Annotated in this window: 19 protein-coding genes and 1 pseudogene; 12 read left to right on the plus strand and 8 right to left on the minus strand. The window is 74.2% G+C overall.

Translation table 11 applies throughout. The features are described from left to right. Positions 1 to 425 precede the first annotated feature (425 nt). Positions 426 to 1,124: pseudogene (locus HYE82_RS37260) on the minus strand (IclR family transcriptional regulator C-terminal domain-containing protein); the annotation flags it as partial. A 992-nt stretch (positions 1,125 to 2,116) separates the two neighbouring features. Further along, entirely contained in the window at positions 2,117 to 2,638 is a 522-nt protein-coding gene (locus tag HYE82_RS14355) for an RNA polymerase sigma factor (protein ID WP_218782612.1), read from the minus strand. 631 nt (positions 2,639 to 3,269) lie between these two features. Here HYE82_RS14355 and metG point away from each other — a divergent pair. The 4 genes from metG (at position 3,270) to HYE82_RS14375 (ending at position 7,496) form a co-directional block, all read left to right on the plus strand. Further along, positions 3,270 to 4,985: a methionine--tRNA ligase gene (metG, locus tag HYE82_RS14360; protein ID WP_179174423.1), complete on the plus strand. Its 1,716-nt coding sequence runs from the start codon at positions 3,270 to 3,272 to the stop codon at positions 4,983 to 4,985. Positions 4,986 to 5,550: 565 nt separating this feature from the next. Continuing rightward, positions 5,551 to 6,012, plus strand: a complete 462-nt coding sequence (locus HYE82_RS14365; protein ID WP_309144319.1) for a DoxX family protein — start codon at positions 5,551 to 5,553, stop codon at positions 6,010 to 6,012. Between the two features lie 109 nt (positions 6,013 to 6,121). Beyond that, positions 6,122 to 6,691: a hypothetical protein gene (locus tag HYE82_RS14370; RefSeq protein ID WP_179174424.1), complete on the plus strand. Its 570-nt coding sequence runs from the start codon at positions 6,122 to 6,124 to the stop codon at positions 6,689 to 6,691. Between the two features lie 25 nt (positions 6,692 to 6,716). Then, positions 6,717 to 7,496: a DUF4239 domain-containing protein gene (locus tag HYE82_RS14375; protein ID WP_179174425.1), complete on the plus strand. Its 780-nt coding sequence runs from the start codon at positions 6,717 to 6,719 to the stop codon at positions 7,494 to 7,496. A gap of 129 nt (positions 7,497 to 7,625) precedes the next feature. Here the strand turns inward: HYE82_RS14375 and HYE82_RS14380 are convergent, their stop codons facing one another. The 3 genes from HYE82_RS14380 to HYE82_RS14390 all read right to left on the minus strand — a co-directional run bounded on the left by HYE82_RS14380 (position 7,626) and on the right by HYE82_RS14390 (position 10,122). After that, positions 7,626 to 8,813: an MAB_1171c family putative transporter gene (locus HYE82_RS14380; protein ID WP_179174426.1), complete on the minus strand. Its 1,188-nt coding sequence runs from the start codon at positions 8,811 to 8,813 to the stop codon at positions 7,626 to 7,628. Beyond that, positions 8,810 to 9,367 (minus strand): toxin-antitoxin system, toxin component, encoded by a 558-nt coding sequence (locus HYE82_RS14385; protein WP_179174427.1) that lies wholly within the window; start codon positions 9,365 to 9,367, stop codon positions 8,810 to 8,812. The genes HYE82_RS14380 and HYE82_RS14385 overlap by 4 nt, the downstream gene beginning before the upstream one ends. A gap of 83 nt (positions 9,368 to 9,450) precedes the next feature. Beyond that, positions 9,451 to 10,122, minus strand: coding sequence for a helix-turn-helix transcriptional regulator (locus HYE82_RS14390; protein ID WP_179174428.1), 672 nt, complete (start codon positions 10,120 to 10,122; stop codon positions 9,451 to 9,453). 335 nt (positions 10,123 to 10,457) lie between these two features. Between HYE82_RS14390 and HYE82_RS14395 the strand changes: the two genes are divergently transcribed. The 3 genes from HYE82_RS14395 (at position 10,458) to HYE82_RS14405 (ending at position 14,475) form a co-directional block, all read left to right on the plus strand. After that, on the plus strand, positions 10,458 to 11,327 hold the full coding sequence (locus tag HYE82_RS14395; RefSeq protein WP_179174429.1) for a helix-turn-helix domain-containing protein: 870 nt from the start codon (positions 10,458 to 10,460) through the stop codon (positions 11,325 to 11,327). Positions 11,328 to 11,423: 96 nt separating this feature from the next. Next, the gene (locus HYE82_RS14400; protein ID WP_179174430.1) at positions 11,424 to 12,824 is read left to right on the plus strand and encodes a 6-phospho-beta-glucosidase; all 1,401 of its coding nucleotides are present in this window, start codon (positions 11,424 to 11,426) and stop codon (positions 12,822 to 12,824) included. A 586-nt stretch (positions 12,825 to 13,410) separates the two neighbouring features. After that, positions 13,411 to 14,475 carry a PASTA domain-containing protein gene (locus tag HYE82_RS14405; protein WP_179174431.1) on the plus strand — a complete coding sequence of 355 codons (1,065 nt, stop codon included), beginning with the start codon at positions 13,411 to 13,413 and terminating at the stop codon, positions 14,473 to 14,475. A gap of 55 nt (positions 14,476 to 14,530) precedes the next feature. Here the strand turns inward: HYE82_RS14405 and HYE82_RS14410 are convergent, their stop codons facing one another. Continuing rightward, positions 14,531 to 15,151, minus strand: a complete 621-nt coding sequence (locus HYE82_RS14410; RefSeq protein WP_256987218.1) for an NUDIX hydrolase — start codon at positions 15,149 to 15,151, stop codon at positions 14,531 to 14,533. A gap of 161 nt (positions 15,152 to 15,312) precedes the next feature. Between HYE82_RS14410 and HYE82_RS14415 the strand changes: the two genes are divergently transcribed. Next, complete coding sequence (locus tag HYE82_RS14415; protein WP_179174432.1) at positions 15,313 to 16,308, plus strand: NAD(P)/FAD-dependent oxidoreductase; 996 nt, start codon at positions 15,313 to 15,315, stop codon at positions 16,306 to 16,308. A gap of 137 nt (positions 16,309 to 16,445) precedes the next feature. Beyond that, positions 16,446 to 17,846 (plus strand): NAD(P)/FAD-dependent oxidoreductase, encoded by a 1,401-nt coding sequence (locus HYE82_RS14420; protein ID WP_179174433.1) that lies wholly within the window; start codon positions 16,446 to 16,448, stop codon positions 17,844 to 17,846. Between the two features lie 150 nt (positions 17,847 to 17,996). Here the strand turns inward: HYE82_RS14420 and HYE82_RS14425 are convergent, their stop codons facing one another. Further along, positions 17,997 to 19,079 (minus strand): ATP-dependent DNA ligase, encoded by a 1,083-nt coding sequence (locus tag HYE82_RS14425; RefSeq protein WP_179174434.1) that lies wholly within the window; start codon positions 19,077 to 19,079, stop codon positions 17,997 to 17,999. A 75-nt stretch (positions 19,080 to 19,154) separates the two neighbouring features. Between HYE82_RS14425 and ligD the strand changes: the two genes are divergently transcribed. Next, on the plus strand, positions 19,155 to 20,174 hold the full coding sequence (gene ligD, locus HYE82_RS14430; protein ID WP_179174435.1) for a non-homologous end-joining DNA ligase: 1,020 nt from the start codon (positions 19,155 to 19,157) through the stop codon (positions 20,172 to 20,174). A 23-nt stretch (positions 20,175 to 20,197) separates the two neighbouring features. Here ligD and HYE82_RS14435 read toward each other — a convergent pair whose 3' ends face one another. Then, complete coding sequence (locus HYE82_RS14435; RefSeq protein ID WP_179174436.1) at positions 20,198 to 20,860, minus strand: TetR/AcrR family transcriptional regulator; 663 nt, start codon at positions 20,858 to 20,860, stop codon at positions 20,198 to 20,200. Between the two features lie 140 nt (positions 20,861 to 21,000). Here HYE82_RS14435 and HYE82_RS14440 point away from each other — a divergent pair, with 140 nt between their 5' ends. Beyond that, positions 21,001 to 21,795, plus strand: a complete 795-nt coding sequence (locus HYE82_RS14440) for a VOC family protein (protein ID WP_179174437.1) — start codon at positions 21,001 to 21,003, stop codon at positions 21,793 to 21,795. 64 nt (positions 21,796 to 21,859) lie between these two features. Beyond that, a complete protein-coding gene (locus HYE82_RS14445) occupies positions 21,860 to 22,141 on the plus strand; it encodes a WhiB family transcriptional regulator (protein ID WP_256987220.1) in 282 nt (93 codons plus the stop codon). Positions 22,142 to 22,146 lie beyond the last annotated feature (5 nt).

The following is a 22,146-nucleotide window of genomic DNA, read 5'->3' on the forward strand; positions in this document are numbered from 1 at the left end:
AGGCGGGGCGGGCCCGGGGCGTCGGGGGCGGCGTCGAAGAGGTACGCCGCCTCCGACGCGCTGTCGCTGACCAGGTGCGGGCCGGCCGCGGAGTCCGTGGACCGGGCCAGCGGGGTCCGGAACAGGCTGCGCAGATGGCGCAGGGTCTCCGCGGTGACGGTGGTGACCGCGGTGATCGCGGTGACCCCGGAAGCCCCGCAGCCCCCGGAGACGGCCGGGACGGCGGCCGGCCCGGGCCCGGGTGCCTTGGCCGGTGATCCGTCGGGCCCGGAGCCCGCGGACCGCCCGGAGGTCCCCGTCCCCGGGGGAGCTCCGGGCGCCGCCGCGGCATCGGCCGCGGCACCGGCCCCGGCGGACACGTCGGCCGGAACCGCCGGGTCCGCCGGAGCCGGGGCTTCGGGTGCGTCCGGCGGGATCGCGCCCGCCAGGAGCAGGGCGAGCAGCACCGGAACGGCCTTGCGGCGCAGTGTCTCGGTCGCTTCCTGCAGTCGGTGGGCGTGGGCCGCGGGCAGGGACAGCGCGAGGCTGCCGACCGCGCCGCCCGTGGCGATGGGGACGGCGGAGCACACCACGCCGGGTGAGTACTCGCGCAGGTCGAAAACCGGCCCGCCCGGAGCCACCGCGTCCAGGGCGGAGAACAGCACCCGGCTGTCGGTGATCGTCCGGGCCGTGAACCGCGCGGGCCGGTGCCGGGCGACGTGGTCGCGGCGCACGTCGGGGGCGAGCTGGGTCAGCAGGCACTTGCCGACCGCGCTGGCGTGCGCGGCTTCCCTGAAGTTCACCCACTCCCGCACGGGCGGGGCCCCGGGCCCGTCGGCCATCTGGGTGATCCGGACCTCGCCGTCGGCGTACCGGCTCAGGTAGACCGCGGCTCCGGCGCTGTCCCGTGCCAGTGCCAGGGTGCGCTGGAGCTGCCCGGCCAGCCCCCGGCCGCCGGGGGCGGCGAGCCGGTCGAGGGCGGGCCCGCGCGCGTACACGCCCGCGGCGGGCCGGAACGCGTACTCCTCCTCGCACAGCATGGCCAGCAGCGGCCGCAGCTCCTCCTCGGCGAGCGCGGACTCCCGGGCCAGCTGGCCGGCCCGCACGCCCAGCGGGTGCCTCTCCAGGACGCGTACGACGGTCAGCGCGCGGCGGGCCTCCGCGAGCGCCTCCCCGGAGCCGACCGCCGGGGCCCGGGCGGTGCGGCCGCCGAGGGCTCCGGAGCTGCCGGGGCCGCCGGGTCCGGGGCTGCCGTTCGGGCTCCCGCGGTCCGGCCGCCGCTGATCGGGAACCCGGCCCGAAGGCCCGGCATCCGGCACTTCCGGGCCGTCGGGTCGTTCCTCCGGAGCCGCCTGCCGCCCCGGCCCCGGGGTGCTCCCCGGGCCGGGGGTGCTCCCGGGGCCGGGGTCGGCACCGCCCGCGCCCGCCGGCTGCGGGGCCCGGAAACCGGCGAGCACCGTCGGCAGCCCCGGCTTCGGCAGCGGCACGGCGCCCAGGTCGGGGTCGTCGCGCTGGTCGACGTACCGCAGGACGGCCGCCTGTACGCACAGCCGCACCTCGCGCAGGTCGCGGCGCCCGCCCGGGCGGTAGCCGCGCGCGCCGAGCTCCCGCGCCCAGAGCCGGGCGTCGTGGTGCTCGCCGCGCCGGGAGTGGTCGAGGAAGAGGCAGTAGGCGGCGGGCGCGGTCCGGGCGCGCCCGGAGCCGGCGGCGAACTGCCACCAGAACCGGGCCCCCTCGCGCAGCCCGGCCAGGTGCAGCAGGCAGCCGAAGACGAAGGCGCCGGCCAGGTCGGTGTGCGCGCTGGCCAGGAACGCGGCGAGCTGCGCCTCGGCCCCGGGCGCGCAGACCGCGGCCAGGCAGACGGCCTTGAGGTCCCGCCGGGCCCGCTCGGAGTCGAGGGGGCTGTCCCGGGCGGGGTCGCTCCACAGGTAGGCCCGCCGCCGGGCCGTGGCCGCTGCCGGGGCCGGTGCACCGTTTCGGCGGGCGGTGCGCAGCAGCCGTGCCTCGGCCGCGCCGAGGTCGTAGTGCGGGTACCGGTCGCGGACGCCCGCCCGGGCCAGGAACTCGGCCAGGGTGCGGCGGGCGGCGGCCTCGCGGCCGGGTTCCTCGCTGCCCTCGCGGCTGTCCTCGCGCCGCCTCATGATTCGGCGGAGGTGTCGAGCAGGCGGGCGAGCCGCCGGTGCGCCTGGCCGAGCTGGGAGCGGACGGTTGCCTCGTCGACGCCCATCACGGAGGCGGCCTCCCCGGGGGTGCACTGGAGTCCGTAGCGCAGCAGCACGGCGTCACGCTGGCGCTCGGCGAGCCGGGACACGGCGGAGTAGAAGCGGATGGTGTCCGTGAGGACCTCGTACCGGTCGGTGGCGGCCTCTTTGAGCGCGGCCTCGAAAGCGCTGATGTCCATGGGGTCGGGCCAGGTGCCCCGCTGCCCCTGCCGGTCGACCAGCCGCTGCTTGAGGATGGTCCAGGCGTAGGCGTCGAGCCGGTCCATGTGAAGCATGCGCAGCCACTCGTTCATGATCGAGTCGAAGGTCGCGTCCACCGCGTCCTCGGCCGCCGAGTCGGAGCCCAGCTGCAGATACGCGAAGCGCATGTACGAGGGCCTCCGGTTGGCGTGGAAGGCCCAGTAGGACAGGCGTGCCGTCGGGTTCCACTGGCTCATCGGCGTCGGCCGTCGCCGCCGACTGGGCAGCCCCACCGCCCCACCGGTCTCCTCAGGTCCGCCATCGCTCACCGCTCCACCTCACCTCATCCCCTGTGGGCGGCAAGACTGGCAGCGGGGGCGCGTGAGCGGGGCGCAGAAGGAGGAAGGTGGAGGATTACGTTCGGTGATGATCGGCCGCTGACAGACTTCGACCACGCGCCGCCGCAGCCGGTACGTACGCATATGCCCCGGCCATAGACTCCACCAGGGCCGGGGCAGCAGTACGCCAGGCCGCGCCAGGGTCCCGCCACGCCCGCGCCAGGTCCGCCCCGGCGCCGCGGCCCGGCCGCGGAAGGGCCGGGCCGGAACCGGGGCGGGCGCCGGGCCGGAGCAGGTGGCGGGCCAGGGCGGCGCAGGTGGCGGGCCGGGCCGGGGAGGTGGCGGGCCGTGTCCGAGCCGATCGCGTCCCGGCTGTAGCATGACCCCATGGCGAGGGCCGTGACGCAGAGGTCACAACCCTCGCTTTTGCGTTACGTCCACCCAGCGAAATGCGGGCGCGTGGCCTGACGGCGGTTCGATACGATGACCTCATCACAATCCGTCACGGCTCGAACGCTGCAACCGCATACATGAAATGGAGCATCCGAGGATGGCTCGACACCTGATCACCAGCGCGCTTCCGTACATCAACGGGATCAAGCACCTGGGCAACATGGTCGGGTCGATGCTTCCGGCGGATGTGTACTCCCGGTACCTCCGCCAGCGCGGCCACGACGTGCTCTACATCTGCGCCACCGACGAGCACGGCACCCCCGCCGAGCTCGCCGCCAAGGAAGCCGGCCTGTCGGTCTCCGACTTCTGCGCGCAGGCCCACGACGCCCAGAAGGCGGTCTACGACGGCTTCGAGCTGTCCTTCGACTACTTCGGCCGCAGCTCCTCGGAGCAGAACCGCGAGATCACCCAGCACTTCGCGCGCCGACTGCAGGAGAACGGCTTCATCGAGGAGCGCGCGATCCGGCAGGTCTACTCGCCGGTCGACGGCCGCTTCCTGCCGGACCGCTACGTCGAGGGCACCTGCCCGCACTGCGGCTACGACAAGGCCCGCGGCGACCAGTGCGAGAACTGCACCCGCGTCCTCGACCCGACCGACCTGATCGGTCCCCGCTCTGCGATCTCCGGCTCCACCGACCTGGAGGTCCGCGAGACCAAGCACCTCTTCCTCCTGCAGTCCAAGCTGCAGCACGAGGTGGAGGCCTGGGTCGCGCAGCACGAGGCGGAGTGGCCGCAGCTGGCGTCCTCCATCGCCCGCAAGTGGCTGACCGAGGGCCTCCACGACCGCGCGATCACCCGCGACCTCGACTGGGGCGTCCCGGTCCCGGCCGACACCTGGCCCGACCTGGCCGCCGAGGGCAAGGTCTTCTACGTCTGGTTCGACGCGCCCGTGGAGTACATCGGCGCGACGAAGGAGTGGTCGGACCTCGACCCGGCGACCCGCGACTGGAAGTCCTGGTGGTTCGAGGCCGAGGACGTCCGGTACACGCAGTTCATGGCCAAGGACAACGTCCCGTTCCACACGGTGATGTTCCCCGCCACCGAGCTCGGCGTGCGCGAGCCCTGGAAGATGGTCGACTACGTCAAGGCCTTCAACTGGCTGACGTACTACGGCGGCAAGTTCTCCACCTCGCAGAAGCGCGGCGTCTTCACCGACCAGGCGCTGGAGATCCTCCCGGCCGACTACTGGCGTTACTTCCTGATCGCCAATGCGCCCGAGTCCGACGACTCGTCCTTCACGTGGGAGCACTTCACCGCCACGGTCAACAAGGACCTCGCCGACACCCTCGGCAACTTCGTCAACCGTGTGCTGTCCTTCTCCCGCAAGCGCTTCGGCGACGACGTCCCGGCGGGCAAGGAGGCCGGCGAGGCCGAGGCCCGGCTCGGCGAGCAGATCGCGGAGCTCCTCGCGGAGTACGAGGGCCACATGGACACCCTCCAGTTCCGCAAGGCCGCGGCTGCGCTCCGCGCCCTGTGGTCGGCCGGCAACTCCTACCTGGAGGAGAAGGCCCCCTGGCTGGAGATCAAGACGGACCAGGAGGGGGCGGCGCTCACCCTGCGCACCGCGATGAACCTGATCCACCTCTACTCGGTCGTCTCCGAGCCGTTCATCCCGGCCTCCGCGAGCGCCATGCGCTCGGCGTTCCGGCTCGCCGACGACACGGCCGCCTGGGTCTCCCCGGAGCAGGCCAAGGCCCTGGACGCGGTTCCGGCGGGCACGCCGTTCACCGTGCCGCCGGTGCTCTTCGCGAAGATCAGCGAGGAGGACCTGGAGTCCTACCGCGAGCGCTTCGGCGGCACCGAGGCGGGCTGACGGCCGACGGCCCGACCGCTGCGGCCGGCAGGGCAAGGCGAGGGGCGCGATCCGCGAACGGGTCGCGCCCCTCGCGCCTGCCGGGACCGGCACCCGGGTTCCGGCACCCGTGTTCCGGCGGCGGCGCCCGGCGGGCCGTCAGCGGGGCGCCGTCACGGGGTCGCTGTCATCGGAGGGCCGCCGCGCCGTGGTCCGCCGCGTACTCCCGGACGAAGGCGGCCATCGCCACCACCGTGTTGCGCAGGTGGCTCGATGCGCTCCACCACGGGGACGGCCGCGCCGCGCAGGAACCCGGCGACGAGGTCGTGCGCTTCGAGCACGGGCTCCTGCGGATGGCCGGCGAAGGCGACGGACGGGGGTCGCCGCGCCGTTTCGGATCGGTCTGCAGACCGTCCATCAGGGCGTCGGCCTCCGGCTCCGAGGTCCACCCGCGACCGCCTTCCTCGGCCGGATCCTCCGCGTCGGCCGCGGGCGCGCTCCTCCCGATCGCGGGCCTCGGGGGCGGAGGGCGGCGGCCGGTGCTGCGCCGGAGGGGTGAGGCGGGCCGGAACGGGCAGGTGCCGCGGTGACGGGGGTCGCTCGTGCCCGTGTGTTCTCGGAGGTCGCCATGGACTTCCTCGTCCTGATCGGACGCGTTCTGTTCGTCCTGCTCTTCGCCGTTTCCGGCGTCGGCCACCTGACCCGGACCAAGGCGACGGCCGGATACGCCGCCTCGCGCGGGGTGCCGCAGCCGGTGGCCGCCGTGGCCGGAAGCGGCGTGGTCCTGCTGGTCGGTGCCGTGAGCGTCGCCGTCGGCCTGTGGGCCGACATCGGGGCACTGCTCCTCGCCGCGTTCTGCTTCGGCACGGCCTTCCTGATGCACGGGTTCTGGCGGGAGCAGGACCAGCAAGCCCGGCAGACGGAGCAGGTGCAGTTCCTGAAGGACCTCGCGCTGGGCGGCGCGGCCCTGGTCATGTGTGCCTTCTTCGCCTACGCGGGCGGTGATCTCGGGCTCGTCGTCACCGGCCCGGTGCTCTCGATGGGCTGAATCCGGTTTCCCGTCGGGGATCCGTCCCGGCTGCGGCGTGTCGTAGCGCTGCCGTGATCGTTCCTTCAGCCGGAACCCTCACTTCTGCTGCGGAACGAGAGGACGCGCGGTGGCCGCTTGGCACTACTTCGCGGGGGCGGGCCTGGTGGCGGTGTGCTGCCCGCTGCACGGCCAGGTGGCCGTCGCCGATGGCGGCCATGCGGCCCGGGCCGAGGCCCGGGCCGATGTGTGTGTGCCCGAGGGGCCGCCGCGGGCCCCCGCCGTCCGGCCGCCCGTCGTCCGACCTCCGCAGGGCCGGCCGACCGTGCACCACCCCGGGCAGGGACCGGTGCCGGCCGCCGCGGCTCCGGAGCCGCCGGTGGTCGTGGCCCGGGCCGCAGCCGCGGCCGGATCGCCGGCGGCGAAGGCCCTGGCCGCGGCTGCGGAGCCCCCGCCGGCCGCGCCGGATCCCGCGGCGGCTGCCGGGCCGCCCGCTGCCTCGACCGGGGCTCCGCCCGCGCGCGGAGCCGGGGTCGCGCGGGTCACCGCCTTCCACGTCCGCCCGTACCGCTCCCGGGCCCTGGACCGGCGGGAGCCGGGCGGCCTGTCCACCGTAATGATCATGGCCGTGGTCACCACCCCGGCCGTGCTCGCCGCGGCGGCACTGCGCCCGCGGTCGAAGAGCCGCAGCAACCCCTGACCGATCCACCCATGGGAGATCCCTCGTGTCCGAATGGCTGATCCTGGCCATTGCCATGGTGCTCGTCTGCGCCTTCGTCTTCGCCTGCACGGTCATCCGGCACCGCCGGGTCGCCCCCGACGAGGACACCAGTGAGACCCCCGACGTCATCGAGTACATGACGATGATGGTGGGTGTGGTCTACGCGATCGTGCTGGGCCTCGCGATCGCCGGCGTCTGGGAGGCCCGCGGCTCCGCCGAGGACAGTGTGCGGCGTGAGGCGCAGGCGCTGTACGAGGTCGGCCAGCGCGCCGACGTCTACCCGGCCGCCGTCCGCGACCGGATCCGCGGCGAGGTGGACGCGTACGTCACCCACACCGTCGCCGTGGACTGGCCGCGCCTGACCTCGGGCGAGCCGGCCAGCCCGGAGGGTGCCGCACTGCTCGCGAAGCTGCGCAGCGACGTCACCCATCAGAGCCCGGCCACCGAGCTCCAGGCGCAGGCCTACCAGCCGCTGCTGGACCACATCGCGGCCGCGGACGACGCCCGCCATGCGCGCGTGCAGAGCGATGAGTCGACGCTGCCGAGCGTGGTCTGGTTCGGGCTGCTGACCGGTGGTGTGGTGACGGTCGGCCTCATCTTCACGCTCCAGATCCGCCGCTCCGGCCGGGAGCTGCTGCTGGCGGGCCTGTTCAGCGCGCTGATCGTGTTCCTGCTGTTCATGGTCTGGAGCTTCGATGCGCCCTTCGGCCGCGAGGGAATCGATTCCGCGGGCCCCTTCCGGGACCTGTTCCCGAAAGCGGCCCTGGCGGCGACCGCCCGCTGACGCGCGCACGGCACGCAGCAGAGCGGTGGGACCAGGGCCGGGGCAGGGCGCCCGCAGGGCCCGGTGCAGGTCTGCGAGCGGGGTGCAGCCCTGTGGGCGCCGTCCGGCACCCCGCCCCCTCCCGGTCGGTCAGCAGACCGCCCCGGCCGTCCCCTGTTGCCGCATGCAGGCGACCACCGGCGAATCCCGCAGGGCCCGGGAGACGCGGACGAGGTCCCGCGGGCCGGGCGCAGCCCGGCCGGCGCCGTCCGCGCCTTCCTCGCCGTCGATGGCGGCCCCCTCCGGGTCCGCGGTGCGGGCCCGGACGGCGGCGGCGACCATGGCCGCCTCGCCGACCGCGCGGGCCGTCTCCTCGTCCGACCCGCCGGCCAGGGCGAGCCCGTACGCCCGCTCCCGCTGCCGTTCGTCGAAGTACGGGCCCAGGTTCAGGAACGCGTCGTGGATGTCCGACTCCCTCTGGATCATGCGCAGTTCGGGCGGCGCCCACCACGACATCTTCACGCAGGGGGTGCCGGTGGGCGCGCACGGCTGCACCTCGTCCCACAGCGGCCCGAGCCGCCGGTACGTCGTCCACGTCTGCCAGTGGTCGGACAGCCGCTGGCAGACCAGGGGGAGGACGAAGCCGATGGCGCTGATCAGGGCGCCGAGGGAGGCGAGCGGCGGGGCGGCGTAGGTGCTCAGGTCGTCGAGGTCGTGGCCCGTCCAGCGGGCGATGACCGCGGAGATCTTGGTGGCGTCGTAACTGAGGTTGAGGACGTACCCCGCCACGATGATCATCAGGCCGGTCCGCAGCCAGCCGCGCACCTGGAGCGACCAGCGCCAGCACATGGCCACCATCACGACGGCCGCCACCAGGTGCGCCGTCAGGTAGAGGGCGATCATCTCCCGGATGTAGGGCTCGTTCGCGTAGTACGTGTCGAAGTCGCGCAGCCGCTCGACGGGCGCGTCGCCCAGCGCGAAGAGCACGACGAGCACGACCACGACCCCGCAGTAGCCGCCGATCCACCGGCGCGAGACGCGCCGGGTCGCCTCGGCGGGGCCGCCGCGCCAGTTCACGATCAGCACCAGGCAGGCGGCGCTGAACAGGGTGATCAGGCAGTACACGAGCGGGGCGGAGAAGTTGGTGACGCCGGTCAGGCCGTTGACCGCCACGATGGTGGGTGGGGCGGCGAAGGCGAAGACCGATCCGGCCAGGACCAGCAGGGAGCACACGGCGCGCAGCAGGGGGTCGCGCCAGTTGCTGCGCAGCGTCGGCAGTTTGAAGGCGAGTGCGATGCCCAGCGCGGTTGCCGGAATGTAGTAGTCCTGGCCGTTCAACGGTCGTTCCTGTGCCCCCGGTATCCGAGCGAGGCCTCGATGCGCCCCGCCAACTGGTCTCGCTGTGCGGGCGCACGGTGGCCCGCCGACCCGGCGAGCCAGGTCCGGCACCGACTGCCCAGCAGTAAGCCGAAGGTCTCGGCCTCGGTCTCCTCGCGTATGTCGGCGCGGGTGCGCGCCGCCACGCGCCGTACGGTCTCGCCGAGGTCGGCCTCGTCGGACAGCAGGCGGGCCGCGACGGCGGCTCCGTCGACGTGGTGGCTGCAGTGGCCCGCCTTCATGTGCCACAGTTCGTGGCCGAGGATCACCAGCTGGTGGTCCGGGGCCGTGCGCTCCTCGATGACCACCAGGTCCCGGTCGGCCATGTCGAGCCACAGGCCGCTCGCCGTCCCGGGCGGGAACGCGGCCATCCGGAAGTCCACCCGGCGGCCGCGGATCCTGCTCATGCCCCGGCAGAGGGCGGTGTACAGGTCCACGGGTTCCACGGGCGCGGTCAGCTGGAGGCCGGCCACCAGCTCGCCGCACAACCGGCGCTGCTCTCTGCCTATGCTCACCGTTCTCCCCGTCGGCGTGGATCCGGATCAGGACTCAAGGATCGGACAGACCCAGACTCAGACTGAGTTCGACTGGGCCGGGATCAGGAATCGGTCGGTTTGACGCTCTCGAGGAGCATGTCCAGCCACTCGGCGACCTTGTCGCGGTGCTTGTCGCTGGGCAGCTGCGCGGCGCGCCAGGCGATGCCCCGCACCCCGTGGTCCTGGAGGAGTCTCGCCAGGGGGTCGCCGGCCGGGGACGCCGGGGCGGCGGGCACGGGCTCTCGGGTGCGGCCGGCGTAGTCCTGGAGCAGCTGCTGCTCGGTGCGCAGCAGTGCGTCGGTGAGGGCGTCCGCGTCGTGCGCCGTGAGGAATCCCGCGTGGACGCCGAAGAAGCGCTGGATGGCGTCGCAGTGCTCCATCGTGGGCCGCCGGTCGCCGTTGATCAGCGCGCCGGCCTGCTGCCGGGACATCCCGGCGCCGTCGGCGATCTCCTGCTGGGTGTAGCGGCGTCCGTTGGGTTTCAGCCTCGTGCGGCGGAGCAGGTCGAGCCGCTGGAGGAAGCGGGTCTGCAGGCAGGGTTCGCCGGCCGGCCTGCCGTCCAGCAGGCTCCGCACCACGTCCATGGGCACGCCGGAGGCCTCGGAGAGGCGGCGCAGGTCGAAGACCTTGTTCGGGTCGCGGCCCATTTTGCCCGCGAGTTCTGCGACGCGCGTGACGGTGGCTGCCAGGGACGGGTTGGCCACCGCGACGGGAGCCGGGAAGCCGTCTGTCACCAGTGGTTCTCCTAGATCGCGGCGAGTCGGTTCGGGCACATGGTCGGCTTTTGGAATCTATCCGTTCTCCCGCCGCAGGGCCAGAAGTTGCCACAGCTGTGGCGGGAATGAGCTGTCAAGAGGCTGGAATTGCCACGATAGTTGACACTCGAATGACGTCGGTAGCAGGATCGCCAGAGGAAATTGAAGATCCAGACCGTGAGGAGGGGGAGCTCTCGGTGCTACATCTCGCAGCGGTGGGCCCGTCCATTGGCCTCGCCCATGCCGGTGAGGAGCGCCTGGCGGGCGAGGAGTCCGCACGTGGCGCAGTGCGGTCGGAGCGACGCAAGGAGATTTTGCGCCAGCGCCGCGAGGAACTGGGCCTGAGCCAGGAAGACCTCGCCGCACGGCTGCGCATCAGCGTTCGCGCGTACGGAAACTGGGAACGCGGACTGGTCAAGGAATGGACCGACCGTAAACTGCTCGCCTTGGCAGAGGCCCTGGAAATGAGCGAGCGGCAGTGTTTCTGGCTCTTCCGCATCATGGTCGACCGGGACCCGCCGCCGACCTGGCGGGCGGCCGAGGAGAACCGGCTGCCCGACGACCCGGCGCAGCGCGACTACCTGTGCGACTACGCGGCCCTCATGGAGGCCGTGCCCCATCCCAGCTTCCTCGTGGACCACCGCTGGGACGTCGCGCTCACCAACTCGGCGTTCGACAGGCTCTTCCAGTCGGTGCGCCCCCACCCGACCGCCCTCCCGGACGACAACTTCCTGCGCTTCGTGCTCTTCCACCCGGACGCGGCCGCCGTCCTGGAGGACCACGAGCCGGCCTGGTGCGTGCCGCTGCTGGCCCAGTTCGCGGCGGCGCTGGAAGCCGCCCCGGAGGACGAGGGGCTGCGCAGCATCCGCCAGGAGGTGGCCCGCGACCCGTTCATGGAGGCGGCCTACCGGTACGGCGTGCCGCACTGGCTCGCCACCCACGGGGCCGACGCCGCCGAGCGCGACGGCGCGGTGCGGACCGTGCGCCACTGGGACCCGCAGTCCGGCCTCGTACGGTGCCGGCTCGTGGCCGAATCGAGCCGCATGCTCGACGCCATGGGGCTCACCCGGATCACCATGATCCTCTCGGCGCCCCGGGGCGCCGCGGCCGGACCTGCCCGCGGCGGCGCCGCGCCGCACAGCAAGGGCCCGCGGCTGCGCGCCGTGCCGGCGCTGGAGGACTAGACCGGCAGGGGACACTGGAGCCCTCATTCGTGTGCCGCCGCCCGAATGCCGCGGATCGTGGCATCCGCGGCGGCACTGGCTGAAGGGCGGTACGGCGTGCGGCTGACGATCCTCGGCGGGGGCGGGTTCCGGGTACCGCTCGTGTACGGCGCACTGCTCGAAGACCGGGCCGAAGGCCGGGTGTCCCACGTGACGCTGTACGACGAGGATCCGGCGCGGCTGACCGCCGTCTCCCGCGTCCTCGCCGACCAGGCGGCCTCGGCGGCAGCCGCGGCCGCCGCGCGCCCCACGGCGGCCGGCCGGGGCGCACTCCCCGCCCCTTCGGTGTCCACCACCACCGACCTGGACGAGGCCCTGCGCGGGGCCGACTTCGTTTTCTCCGCCCTCCGCGTCGGCGGCCTCGACGGGCGCGCCGCGGACGAGCGGGTCGCCCTGGCCGAGGGCGTGCTCGGCCAGGAGACGGTCGGCGCCGGCGGGATCGCGTACGGCCTGCGGACCGTGCCGGTGGCACGGGAGATCGCCCGCGCCGTCGCCCGGCTCGCCCCCGAGGCCTGGGTCATCAACTTCACCAATCCGGCCGGGCTGGTCACCGAGGCCATGGCCGAGGTGCTCGGCGACCGGGTGATCGGCATCTGCGACTCCCCGGTGGGGCTCGGCCGGCGCGTCGCCCGCGCGCTCGGCGCCCGCCCGCAGGACGTCTGGATCGACTACGTCGGCCTCAACCACCTCGGCTGGCTGCGCGGCCTGCACATCGGCGGCCGCGACGAACTGCCCCGGCTGCTGGCCGACACGGCGGCGCTCCGGTCCTTCGAGGAGGGGCGGCTCTTCGGCCCCGACTGGCTCCGCTCGCTCGGCGCGATCCCCAACGAGTACCTGCACTACTACTACTTCAACCGGGACACCGTACGGGCGTACCAGGAGACGAAGCAGACCCGCGGCGCCTTCCTGCGCGACCAGCAGCGCGGCTTCTACGCCGAAGCCGGCCGGGACGCGCTGCCGCCCGGGGCGGCACTGGCCGCCTGGGACCGGACCCGGGCCGAGCGCGAGGCCACGTACATGGCCGAGAACCGCGAGGCGGCCGGCGCCGGCGCCCGAGACGACAGCGACCTGGAATCCGGCTCCGGCGGCTACGAGCAGGTCGCGCTCGCCCTGATGCGCGCCATCGCCCGCGACGAGCGGACCACCCTCGTCCTGAACGTGCGCAACCGCTCGACGCTCTCCGTGCTCGACGGGGAGGCGGTCGTCGAGGTCCCCTGCACGGTCGACGCCAACGGCGCCCACCCGGTGGCCGTGGACCCGCTGCCGCTCCACGCGGTCGGGCTGGTCACCTCCGTGAAGGCGGTCGAACGCGCCGTCCTCGCGGCCGCGGCCGGCGGCTCCCGGGCCGAGGCCGTCAAGGCTTTCGCCCTGCACCCGCTGGTCGACTCGGTGGGCGTGGCCCGACGGCTCCTCGACGGGTACGCGGCCGCCCACCCCGGCCTCGGCTACCTGCGCTGACCCCGGCCCGACCGGCGGCAGCGCAACGTCGTCTTCGGCACGATCATGCTGGGTGTACTGCTCGCGGCACTCGACCAGACGATCGTCGTAACCGCCCTGCCCACGATCGTGGCGGACCTCGGCGGCGGCGACCACATGTCCTGGGTGGTCACCTCCCACCTGCTCGCCGAGACCGCCGCGACCGCGGCCGGCCGGAGAAGGACCGCGGCCGACCGAGCGGGGCGGAACCGCGGGCCGCGGCGGACGCCATCGCCGAGCGGCTGCCGGGCGGAAGACCTCCGCGAGGGCACGTTCGCACGGCGAACGGCGCCGGGGGGTGGAGGCGGGGCGGCAGGCGAGGGACGGTCGGTGGGGACGGCCGGATGGGGACGGCCGGGTGAGGGGACGGCCTGGCGCGGGCGGCGGGGACCGACCCCGGAGCCGCCGCCTGCGCGGCATGCAGAGGCTACGTGCCCGGTAGGGCTGCCAGGATCCGGTTCCCTCCCGGGCCAGGAGTACTCGCTCATGCGATGATCACGGCACGCGGCGGCCACGACCGGTCGGGCGCTGCCACCTCGCACAGCCGTTTCATGGGAAAGGGGCCCGTATGCCTGGCCCTCAGGCCGACCGCATACCGCCCACAGCGCCGACAGCCCCCCAGGGCCCCGGGCGCACGGCGTGGTGGCGGACCGACTCCGGCCGCTTCGCCCTGGTTGCCGCCGTGCCAGCGGCCGGCCTGCTGGAGCCGCGCCTGGGCGCGGCCGCGCTGATCGCCGCGCTCGTCGCCGTGTGGCGGGGTGGCGCGTGGCCCACCGCCGGGAAGCTCGCCGCTTCGGTGGTTGCCGCGGCCCTGCTGGGTGGTGTACTGCCCGAACTCCCCGATGGTGCCGCAGCCCAGGCGCCGTCACCGCGCGCGGGAAGCCGGAAGGCGGCGGTCCCCACGGTCGCGTCCTCGCCGACGCCCACCGTGCCGCCGCTCGCCGACTTTCGCGGGCAGTCCCTGGAGACGGCCTTCAACCAGGCCCGGCAGACCGGCTTCCTGGTCCGCAACCACGACGCCTCCGAGAAGGACGGCTTCGTCCGCGGCCTGTCGCGGTGGACCGTCTGCTTCCAGCAGACCGGCTGGGACGGGCGCAAGCCGACCGCGGAGTTCGGCGCCGTGCCCAACGGTGCGCCGTGCCCCGCGCGGGACGGCGAGCCCGTCCCGTGGCCGAAGATGCCGGATCTGGTGTGGAAGACCTGGCAGACCGCCCGCGCGGAAGTCGTCGCGCTCGGTGTGCGCCCCGACAGGATCCGGGCGCGGGCGGCGTACCTCAACGACACGCTGCCCGATGAGGGCGAGTACGAGGACTGGCGGGTATGCCGCCAGGACCCCGCTGCGGGAACGGCTGTCAAGCCCGACACGCCGCTGGTGGAACTGCGGCTGGCTGCCGAGGAGAACGGCTGTCCGGAGCAGGACCGCGGCACCGGCACGGACGCACGGCTCCCCGATCGCGACGGTGACGGCGACCCCGATTACCGCGATCCCTTCCCCGGGGACCGCAGCCGGACCCGCGCCTTCCCCGACGGCATTCCCGACTACTCCGGCTCCTCCGGCGGCTCCCCCGGCGGTTCGTCCGGGGGCTCGGGGGGCAGCCGGTGGAGCCCCTGCCGCCACACCCGCCTGTGCTGACGGACGACCCGCCTCCGTCCCCCCGGTGCGAGCGGCGGGTCGGCAGAGGCGCCGGCTAGGTCCCGGGCGTCCCCGGTTCCCCGGTCCCGGTGGTTGCCGTCGGGTAGTCGTACGGGGACACGGGCGGCAGGGCCGGGGCCAGCTCGGGCCGCCAGGTGTGCAGGACCCCCGCCGAGGGCGCGTACAGGGCGTGCGGGATCTCGGCCGGCGCGAACCACTCCCAGCGGACGATCTTGTGCGGCTCGGTGACCGCGGGCGTCCCCTCGGCGGAGGCGGTGACGGCCGCCGCGGTCAGCCGGGTGACCCCGGACTTCGCATCAATCCGGACCGAGAGGATCCGGATGTCCCCGGGGGCCACCCGCAGGCTCGTTTCCTCGGCCAGCTCCCGGGCCGCGGCCTGCTCGAAGCCCTCCCCGGGATCGACCTTCCCGCCCGGCAGCTCCCAGCGGCCGTCGTGCGCCTGGCCGAGGAGGACCCGGCCGGCGGAGTCGGCCACCACGAGCCCGACGCCGACGACGCCGTTGGCCCGGGGAACGGCCCGCTCGGGGCGCTCCGCGGTCGGTCCGGGGGCGGCGGACGACGGCCGCCCCGACGGGTCGGCGGTTCGGCCGGCGGACGGCACGGGCGGTTCGGGCGGTTCGGCAGGCGTGGGCGGCGTGGGCGGCATGGGTGTCATCCGGCGGTTCCTCGTCCCTCTTCGCACGACATGGCCGGCCCGGTGGATCCGGCGCTCGTGCATCATCTTGCCGGTTCGGCAACGGGACGTGCCGCCCCGCCGTCCGAGGGCCCATGCTCGTCCCACGGACCGCCCTCCCCGAACAACCGCAAGGACGCACCATGAACAACACCGCGCAAGCGGAACGCACCTTCCACGTGGTCGTCGTCGGCGGCGGCGCCGCCGGGCTCGCCGGAGCGCTGACCCTCGCCCGGGCCCGCCGCTCCGTGCTGCTGCTCGACTCGGGCAGCCCCCGCAACGCCACCGCCGCCCACCTGCACGGCTACCTCGGGCGGGACGGGACGGCCCCGGCGGAGCTGCTGGCCGTGGGGCGGGCGGAGGTGGCGGCGTACGGCGCCGAGATCCGCTCCGGCGCGGCCGGCACGGCCGTCGCCGCGGACCGGGCGGCGGACGGCGGGTTCCTGGTGCGGTGCGGCGACGGCTCCGCGGTCCGGGCCGGGCGGCTGCTCCTTGCCACCGGGCTGGTGGACGAGCTGCCGGAGCTGCCGGGGCTGCGGGAGCGGTGGGGGCGGGACGTGCTGCACTGCCCGTACTGCCACGGCTGGGAGGTCCGCGACAGGCCCGTCGCCGTACTCGCCACCGGCCCGCACGCCGTCCACCAGGCGCAGACGTGGCGCAACTGGACGAGCCGGGTCACGCTGCTCGCCCACACCCGGCAGCCGACCGCCGAGGACCGGGAGCTCCTCGCGGCCCTGGACGTCGCGGTGGCGGAGGGCGAGGTGACCGGCCTGACCGTCGACGGGGGCGAACTGGCCGGGGTGACCCTGGCCGGCGGCGGGTCCGTGGCGTGCCGGGCCCTGGTGGTCGCACCGCGCTTCACCGCACGCGCCGGTGTCGCGGCGGGCCTGGGGCTGCCGGTGGCCGCCGTCGAACGGGACGGGGTGGTGGTCGGCAGCTGCCTGGAGGCCGACCCGGCCACCGGGGCCACCGCGCTGCGGGGCGTGTGGGCGGCGGGGAACCTCACCAGCCCGCTGGACCAGCTCGCCGCGGCGGCCGCGGCCGGGGTGCGCGCAGCGGTCGCCGTGAACGCCGACCTGATCGAGGAGGAGACCCGGCTGGCCCTGGAGGCGTACCGGAGCAGAAACAGCCGGGCGTGACGCTTCGGACTGGTGTGCGGGTTTCGGCCGGGGCCCCTCCGTGCAGGCTTCCGTGCAGGCTCTGGGCGATCCGATGGGCATGCGGAACGCCGGTCGGGGTGGTGCGGGACGGAGTACGGAGAACCAGGGGGTGCGCAATGGCACATGTGGCGGTCATCGGCGGGGGAGTCGGCGGACTGGCGACAGCGCTGCTCACCGCACGGCACGGACACACCGTCGAACTCTTCGAACGCGACACCCGCGCCCCCGGCACCGCCCTCGACCGGGACTTCTTCGGCTGGCACAGGCCCACCGTCCCGCAGGCCACCCAGCCGCACGTCCTCCTCGGCGCGGCGCGCACGCTCCTGCGCGACGAAATCCCCGACGTGTACGCGGAGATGCTGCGGCTCGGCGCCCGGGAGCGCCACGAGCTCGACTGGTTCGACGTACGGCCACCGGCGCGGCCCGGCGACGAGGAGCTGGTCATGCTCCAGGCCCGCCGCATCGTGCTGGAGAGCGCGCTGCTGACGGCCCTGCGCGCCGAGGAGGGAGCCGTCCTGCGGCACGGGGAGCCGGTGACCGGGCTGAGGACGGAGCCGGGGGTGCAGGCGGCGGGCCGTGTCCGGGTCACCGGAGTGGTCACGAAAGCCGGGCCGTACGCGGCGGACCTCGTCGTGGACGCGGCGGGCCGACGCGGCGGCACCGAGCGCTGGCTGGCCGCGGCGGGCTGCCGGCCGCCGGTCGTGGAACGGCACCGTACCGGCCTGGCGTACTTCTGCCGCTGGTACCGGCTGCCCGAGGGCATGCAGGAGGGCCCGCGCCGCCCGTGGGCGGTGACCGGCGGGCCCTTCGCCGGCTGCGCGGTGTTCCCGGCCGACAACCGCGTCTTCGCCGTGACCTTGATCGTCCACACCCGGGACAGCACCCGCTCGGCGCTGCGCGACCCCGTCCTCTTCGAAAGCGCGGCCCGCGCCTTCCCGCCCGGGGAGGCGTGGCTGGACCTGGGCGCCGAGCCGCTGTCCGACGTGCTGGCCACGGCGAGCCTGGACAACCGGTGGAGCGCGCTCGTCGACGATCACGGGCCGGTGGTGGCCGGCCTGGTGCCGATCGGCGACGCGATCACCCACACCAACCCGACCCTGGGCCAGGGCACCTCGCTGGCCCTGTGGGCCGCGCTCCGGGTGGCCCGGACGGCCGGGCGGGAGCCGGGTTCGGCCCGGTACGCCGCCGAGCACCACGCCTGGGCCGTGCGCACGCTGAAGCCGTGGTTCGACTTCCAGGTCGTCGCCGACGCGGCCATCGGGGAGCGGTTCGCGACGCGGGCCGTCAGGACGGGAGCGGCACGGGAGACGGCCGCGCTGTTCGACTGCGCCCTGGAGGATCCGGAGGTGATGCGGGCCCGGGCGCGGGTCCGGCATCTGGTCGAGCCGCCGGAGCGGGCGTACGCGGATCCGGGGATCCGGGCCAGGGTGGCGCGATGGCTGGCGGCGCGGCCCGGGTACGTCCCGAACGCGGTGGGCCCGGAGAGGGCGGAGTGGGAGAAGCTGACGCAGGGCTGAGCCGGCCCCACGGCAACGGCCACGGCCCAAAACGGCCACGGCCACGGCCAACGGCCAAGGGCCACGGCCACGGCGGTGGTGGCGGGGCGGCGCGGGGCGGCGCGGGGACTGCGCCGGGACCGGCCGGGCCCGGCGCCCGCGAGGCCGGGATCAGCCGGGGCCGGTGCCGGGGCCCGTTCCCAGCACCTCGGCGAGGTCGTAGCCGACGACCTCCTCCAACTGCGCGTACGTACAGCTGTCCGGCGTCCGGTCGGGCCGCCAGCGGCGGAACTGGGCGGTGTGCCGGAAGCGGTCGCCCTCCATGTGGTCGTAGGCGACCTCGCAGACGCGTTCGGGGCGCAGCGGTACCCAGGACAGGTCCTTCTTGCCGGTCCACCGGCTCTGCGCGCCGGGCAGGCGGGCGCTCTCGTGGGCGGACTCCTCGGCCCACCCGGCCCAGGGGTGTCCGGCGGCGTCGGCCATCCGCAGCGGTGCGAGCTCCTCCACCAGTTCGGCGCGGCGTTTCATGGGGAAGGCGGCGCACACGCCCACGTGCTGCAGGGCGCCGCGGTCGTCGTGCAGGCCCAGCAGCAGCGATCCGACAATCGGACCGCTCTTGTGGAAACGGAATCCTGCGACGACGACGTCGGCCGTACGCTCGTGCTTGATCTTGAACATGAGGCGGGCATCGGGCCGGTAGGGCAGATCGAGGGGTTTGGCGATCACCCCGTCGAGCCCGGCGCCCTCGAACCGCTCGAACCACTCCTGCGCGAGCGCGGGGTCGGTGGTCGCGGGCGCGAGATGGACGGGGGGCCGAGCAGTGGACAGGGCATCGGACAGGGCGGTGCGGCGATCGGCGAGCGGGGTGTCGAGGAGCGACGCGTCGCCGAGCGCGAGCAGGTCGAAGGCGAGGAAGCTGGAGGGGGTCGTCCGGGCGAGGAGGGCGACGCGGGACTGCGCGGGGTGGATCCGCTCGGTCAGCCGGTCGAAGTCGAGCCGTCCGCCATGGACGATGACGATCTCGCCGTCGATCACGCAGCGGGCGGGGAGGTTCTCCTGCAGAGCGGTCACCAGCTCGGGAAAGTACCGGGTCAAGGTCTTGCCGGTGCGGCTGCCGATCTCCACCTCGTCGCCGTCGCGGTGCACGATGGCGCGGAAGCCGTCCCATTTGGCCTCGTACTGCATACCCGGCGGGATCCGGGACACCGACTTGGCGAGCATCGGCTTCACGGGCGGCATCACGGGCAGATCCATGCCAACGATTCTGCGGTGATGTGCGCCGGTCCGCCCGGTATGCGGGTCGGGTCGGGCCCGCCTACCGTGGCGCACATGGGTGCATCCCGAAATGCGATCGAGCTGGAGGCGGGCGGGCGGACGGTGCGGCTGTCCAACCCCGACAAGGTGTACTTCCCGGAGCGGGGCCTGACGAAGCGGGACGTGGCGCAGTACTACCTGGCCGTCGCCGATGGCATCACGCGGGCCCTGCGCGACCGGCCCACGACCCTGGAGCGCTACCCGGACGGGGTGGAGGGCGAGTCCTTCTTCCAGAAGCGCGCGCCGAAGACCATGCCGGACTGGATCCCGACCGCCCACATCTCCTTCCCCAGCGGGCGGTCGGCCGACGAGATGTGCCCCACCGAGCCGGCCGCCGTGCTGTGGGCCGCCAACCTGGGCTGCCTGACCTTCCACCCCTGGCCGGTGCGCCGCACGGACACCGACCGGCCCGACGAACTGCGCATCGACCTCGACCCCCAGCCGGGCACCGGCTACCACCACGCGGTGATCGCCGCGCACGAGCTGCGGGACGTCCTGGAGGACTTGGGGCTGCGGGGCTGGCCGAAGACCTCGGGCGGCCGCGGCCTGCACGTCTTCGTGCCGATCGCGCCGAACTGGACCTTCACCGAGGTCCGGCGGTGCGCGATCGCCATCGGCCGGGAGCTGGAGCAGCGGATGCCGGGCAGGGTCACCACCGCCTGGTGGAAGGAGGAACGCGGCGAGCGGATCTTCGTCGACTACAACCAGACCGCCCGCGACCGCACGATCGCCTCCGCCTACTCCGTGCGCCCCCGCCCGCAGGCCCCGGTTTCGGCCCCGCTGCGCTGGGACGAGCTCGACTCCGCCGAGCCCCGCGATTTCGACATCACCACCATGCCTGCCCGCTATGCCGAACTCGGCGACCTGCACGCGGACATGGACGACCACGCCTTCACCCTGGACGCGGCACTGGAACTCGCCGACCGCCAGGAGCGCGACCGCGGCCTCGGCGACATGCCCTACCCGCCGGACTACCCGAAGATGCCGGGCGAACCGAAGCGGGTCCAGCCGAGCCGCGCCAAACGCGAGGAGTGACCGTACCGGCCGGGTCTGCGTCGTCAGCCGGGCAGGGGCACGGCCGGGGGCTGCTCCGGGAGGTCTGCCGGGGCGGCCGCCAGCGCGCGCAGCCGGCCCAGGATGCCCCGGCCGGCCCGCTCGTACGGCGTCGGGGCGTCGTGCAGTACGGACTCGGAGTTGGCCAGCTCCATCATCGCGATGATCTCGAACGCCAGCTGCGGCACGTCCACCGGCTCGGCGTCCTCCCGGAACCCGCCCGCCCGTTCGGCCTCGCGCAGCTGCTGCTCCACGTACTGCGCCCACTCGGCGCGGGCCGCGGCGATCCGGTCGCGCACGGGGCCGGGACGCGAGCCGAACTCCGCGGCGGCCGAGTGGAAGAAGCACCCGCCGGGGAAGACCCTGCGCGCCGAGTACACGATCCACAGCTCGCACAGCCGCCACACCTTGCCGACCCCGGCGGGCGCCTCGTGCACGGGCTGCACGACGTGCGCGGCGAACACGGCCGCAGCGGCGCGGACCGTGGCGATCTGCAGTTCCTCCTTGGAACCGAAGAGGGCGAAGACGCCGCTCTTGCTCAGCCCCAGATCCCCCGCGACCCTGCCGAGGGAGAGCCCCTCCAGCCCCTCCGTCGAGGCGAGGTCCACCGTCCGCGCGAGAACGGTCCGCCGGGTCTGGTTGCCGCGCTCCACGCGTCCGTCAGCCATCCGCCCATCCTAGGCGAACGCACGGTCGTTCAGTCTGTGCCCGGGAGCGCCGGGCGCTGCCGGGCAGTGCCGACGGCGCCGCCGGGCCGCTGTCAGTGCCGGATGCCATGCTCGAAGTGAGGACGGAAGGAGTATCGGCCATGCTCACCACGGACTACAAAGACGGCACCCCGAACTGGGTGGACCTCGGCACGCCCGACACCGAGGGCGCCGCAGGGTTCTATGCCGGGCTGTTCGGCTGGGACTACCAGCCGGGCGGTGAGGAGGTCGGCGGATACGGCATGTTCCACCTCGGCGGCAAGACCGTCGCTGGCGGCTTGGCCGTCACGGCGGAGCAGGGCCCGTCGGCCTGGACGGTGTACTTCCAGAGCTCCGACGCGGACGACACCGCGGCCGCCGTGACCAAGGCGGGCGGCACGGTGCTCTCCCCGCCGACGGGCGTCCTGGACTACGGCCGGATGGCCGTCTTCGCCGACCCGGAGGGAGTGGCCTTCGCGACCTGGCAGCCCCACGGGCACACCGGCCTGGGCATGGTGCAGGAAGCCGGCAGCCTGTGCTGGGCAGAGCTCTACACGTCCGACGTGGCCGCGGCACGGGACTTCTACTGCTCCGTCTTCGGCTGGGAGATCGCCGAGATGGCCTTCGACGGCGGCTCGTACAAGATGGCCAAGCCGGCGGGTACCGCCGACAAGGAGGCCTTCGGCGGCCTCGTGCCCATCGTCGGAGACCCGGTCGAGGACCCCGAACACCCCTATTGGACCCCGTACTTCGAGGTCGCCGACTGCGACGCCACGGCTGCCAGGGCGGAGGAGACGGGCGGGAGGGTCCGGCTGGCCCCGGTCTCCGTGAAGGGAGTCGGCCGCTTCGCGAAGCTGGCGGACCCGTTCGGAGCCCGCTTCGCGGTCATCACCAGCGCCCCGCCGCCCCAGAAGTGATCGGTGAACGGGTGTTGATCAGTCGTTGATCGGACGTCCATCGGGGGCCGTAAACATCTCCGGCATGCCGATGAACACCGTCACCACCACCACGTCCGCCACTGCCGCGTCCGCCACGGCGACCGCCCCCGGCACGGCCTGGTACGAGGTCGCCCTGTGCGCCCAGACCGGCCCGGAGTTCTTCTTCCCGGAGCCGGGATCCTCGCTGCGGGACGCGAAGCGTCTGTGCGCCGCGTGCGAGGGGCGGGTGGGCTGCCTGGAATACGCCCTCGCCAACGACGAGCGCTTCGGCGTCTGGGGCGGCCTCTCCGAGTCCGAACGCCACGCCCTGCGCCAGCGCCGCTGACCCCG

Source organism: Streptomyces sp. BR123 (assembly GCF_013401435.1).
Classification (GTDB): Bacteria; Actinomycetota; Actinomycetes; order Streptomycetales; family Streptomycetaceae; genus Streptomyces.

What these genes read in the sequence shown, in the direction of transcription:
- HYE82_RS14355 (WP_218782612.1), bottom strand. Translation starts at nt 2,638, where the DNA reads ATGAGCCAGTGGAACCCGACGGCACGCCTGTCCTACTGGGCCTTCCAC.
- metG (WP_179174423.1), top strand. Translation starts at nt 3,270, where the DNA reads ATGGCTCGACACCTGATCACCAGCGCGCTTCCGTACATCAACGGGATC.
- HYE82_RS14405 (WP_179174431.1), top strand. Translation starts at nt 13,411, where the DNA reads ATGCCTGGCCCTCAGGCCGACCGCATACCGCCCACAGCGCCGACAGCC.
- HYE82_RS14410 (WP_256987218.1), bottom strand. Translation starts at nt 15,151, where the DNA reads ATGACACCCATGCCGCCCACGCCGCCCACGCCTGCCGAACCGCCCGAA.
- HYE82_RS14415 (WP_179174432.1), top strand. Translation starts at nt 15,313, where the DNA reads ATGAACAACACCGCGCAAGCGGAACGCACCTTCCACGTGGTCGTCGTC.
- HYE82_RS14420 (WP_179174433.1), top strand. Translation starts at nt 16,446, where the DNA reads ATGGCACATGTGGCGGTCATCGGCGGGGGAGTCGGCGGACTGGCGACA.
- HYE82_RS14425 (WP_179174434.1), bottom strand. Translation starts at nt 19,079, where the DNA reads ATGGATCTGCCCGTGATGCCGCCCGTGAAGCCGATGCTCGCCAAGTCG.
- ligD (WP_179174435.1), top strand. Translation starts at nt 19,155, where the DNA reads ATGGGTGCATCCCGAAATGCGATCGAGCTGGAGGCGGGCGGGCGGACG.
- HYE82_RS14435 (WP_179174436.1), bottom strand. Translation starts at nt 20,860, where the DNA reads ATGGCTGACGGACGCGTGGAGCGCGGCAACCAGACCCGGCGGACCGTT.
- HYE82_RS14440 (WP_179174437.1), top strand. Translation starts at nt 21,001, where the DNA reads ATGCTCACCACGGACTACAAAGACGGCACCCCGAACTGGGTGGACCTC.
- HYE82_RS14445 (WP_256987220.1), top strand. Translation starts at nt 21,860, where the DNA reads ATGCCGATGAACACCGTCACCACCACCACGTCCGCCACTGCCGCGTCC.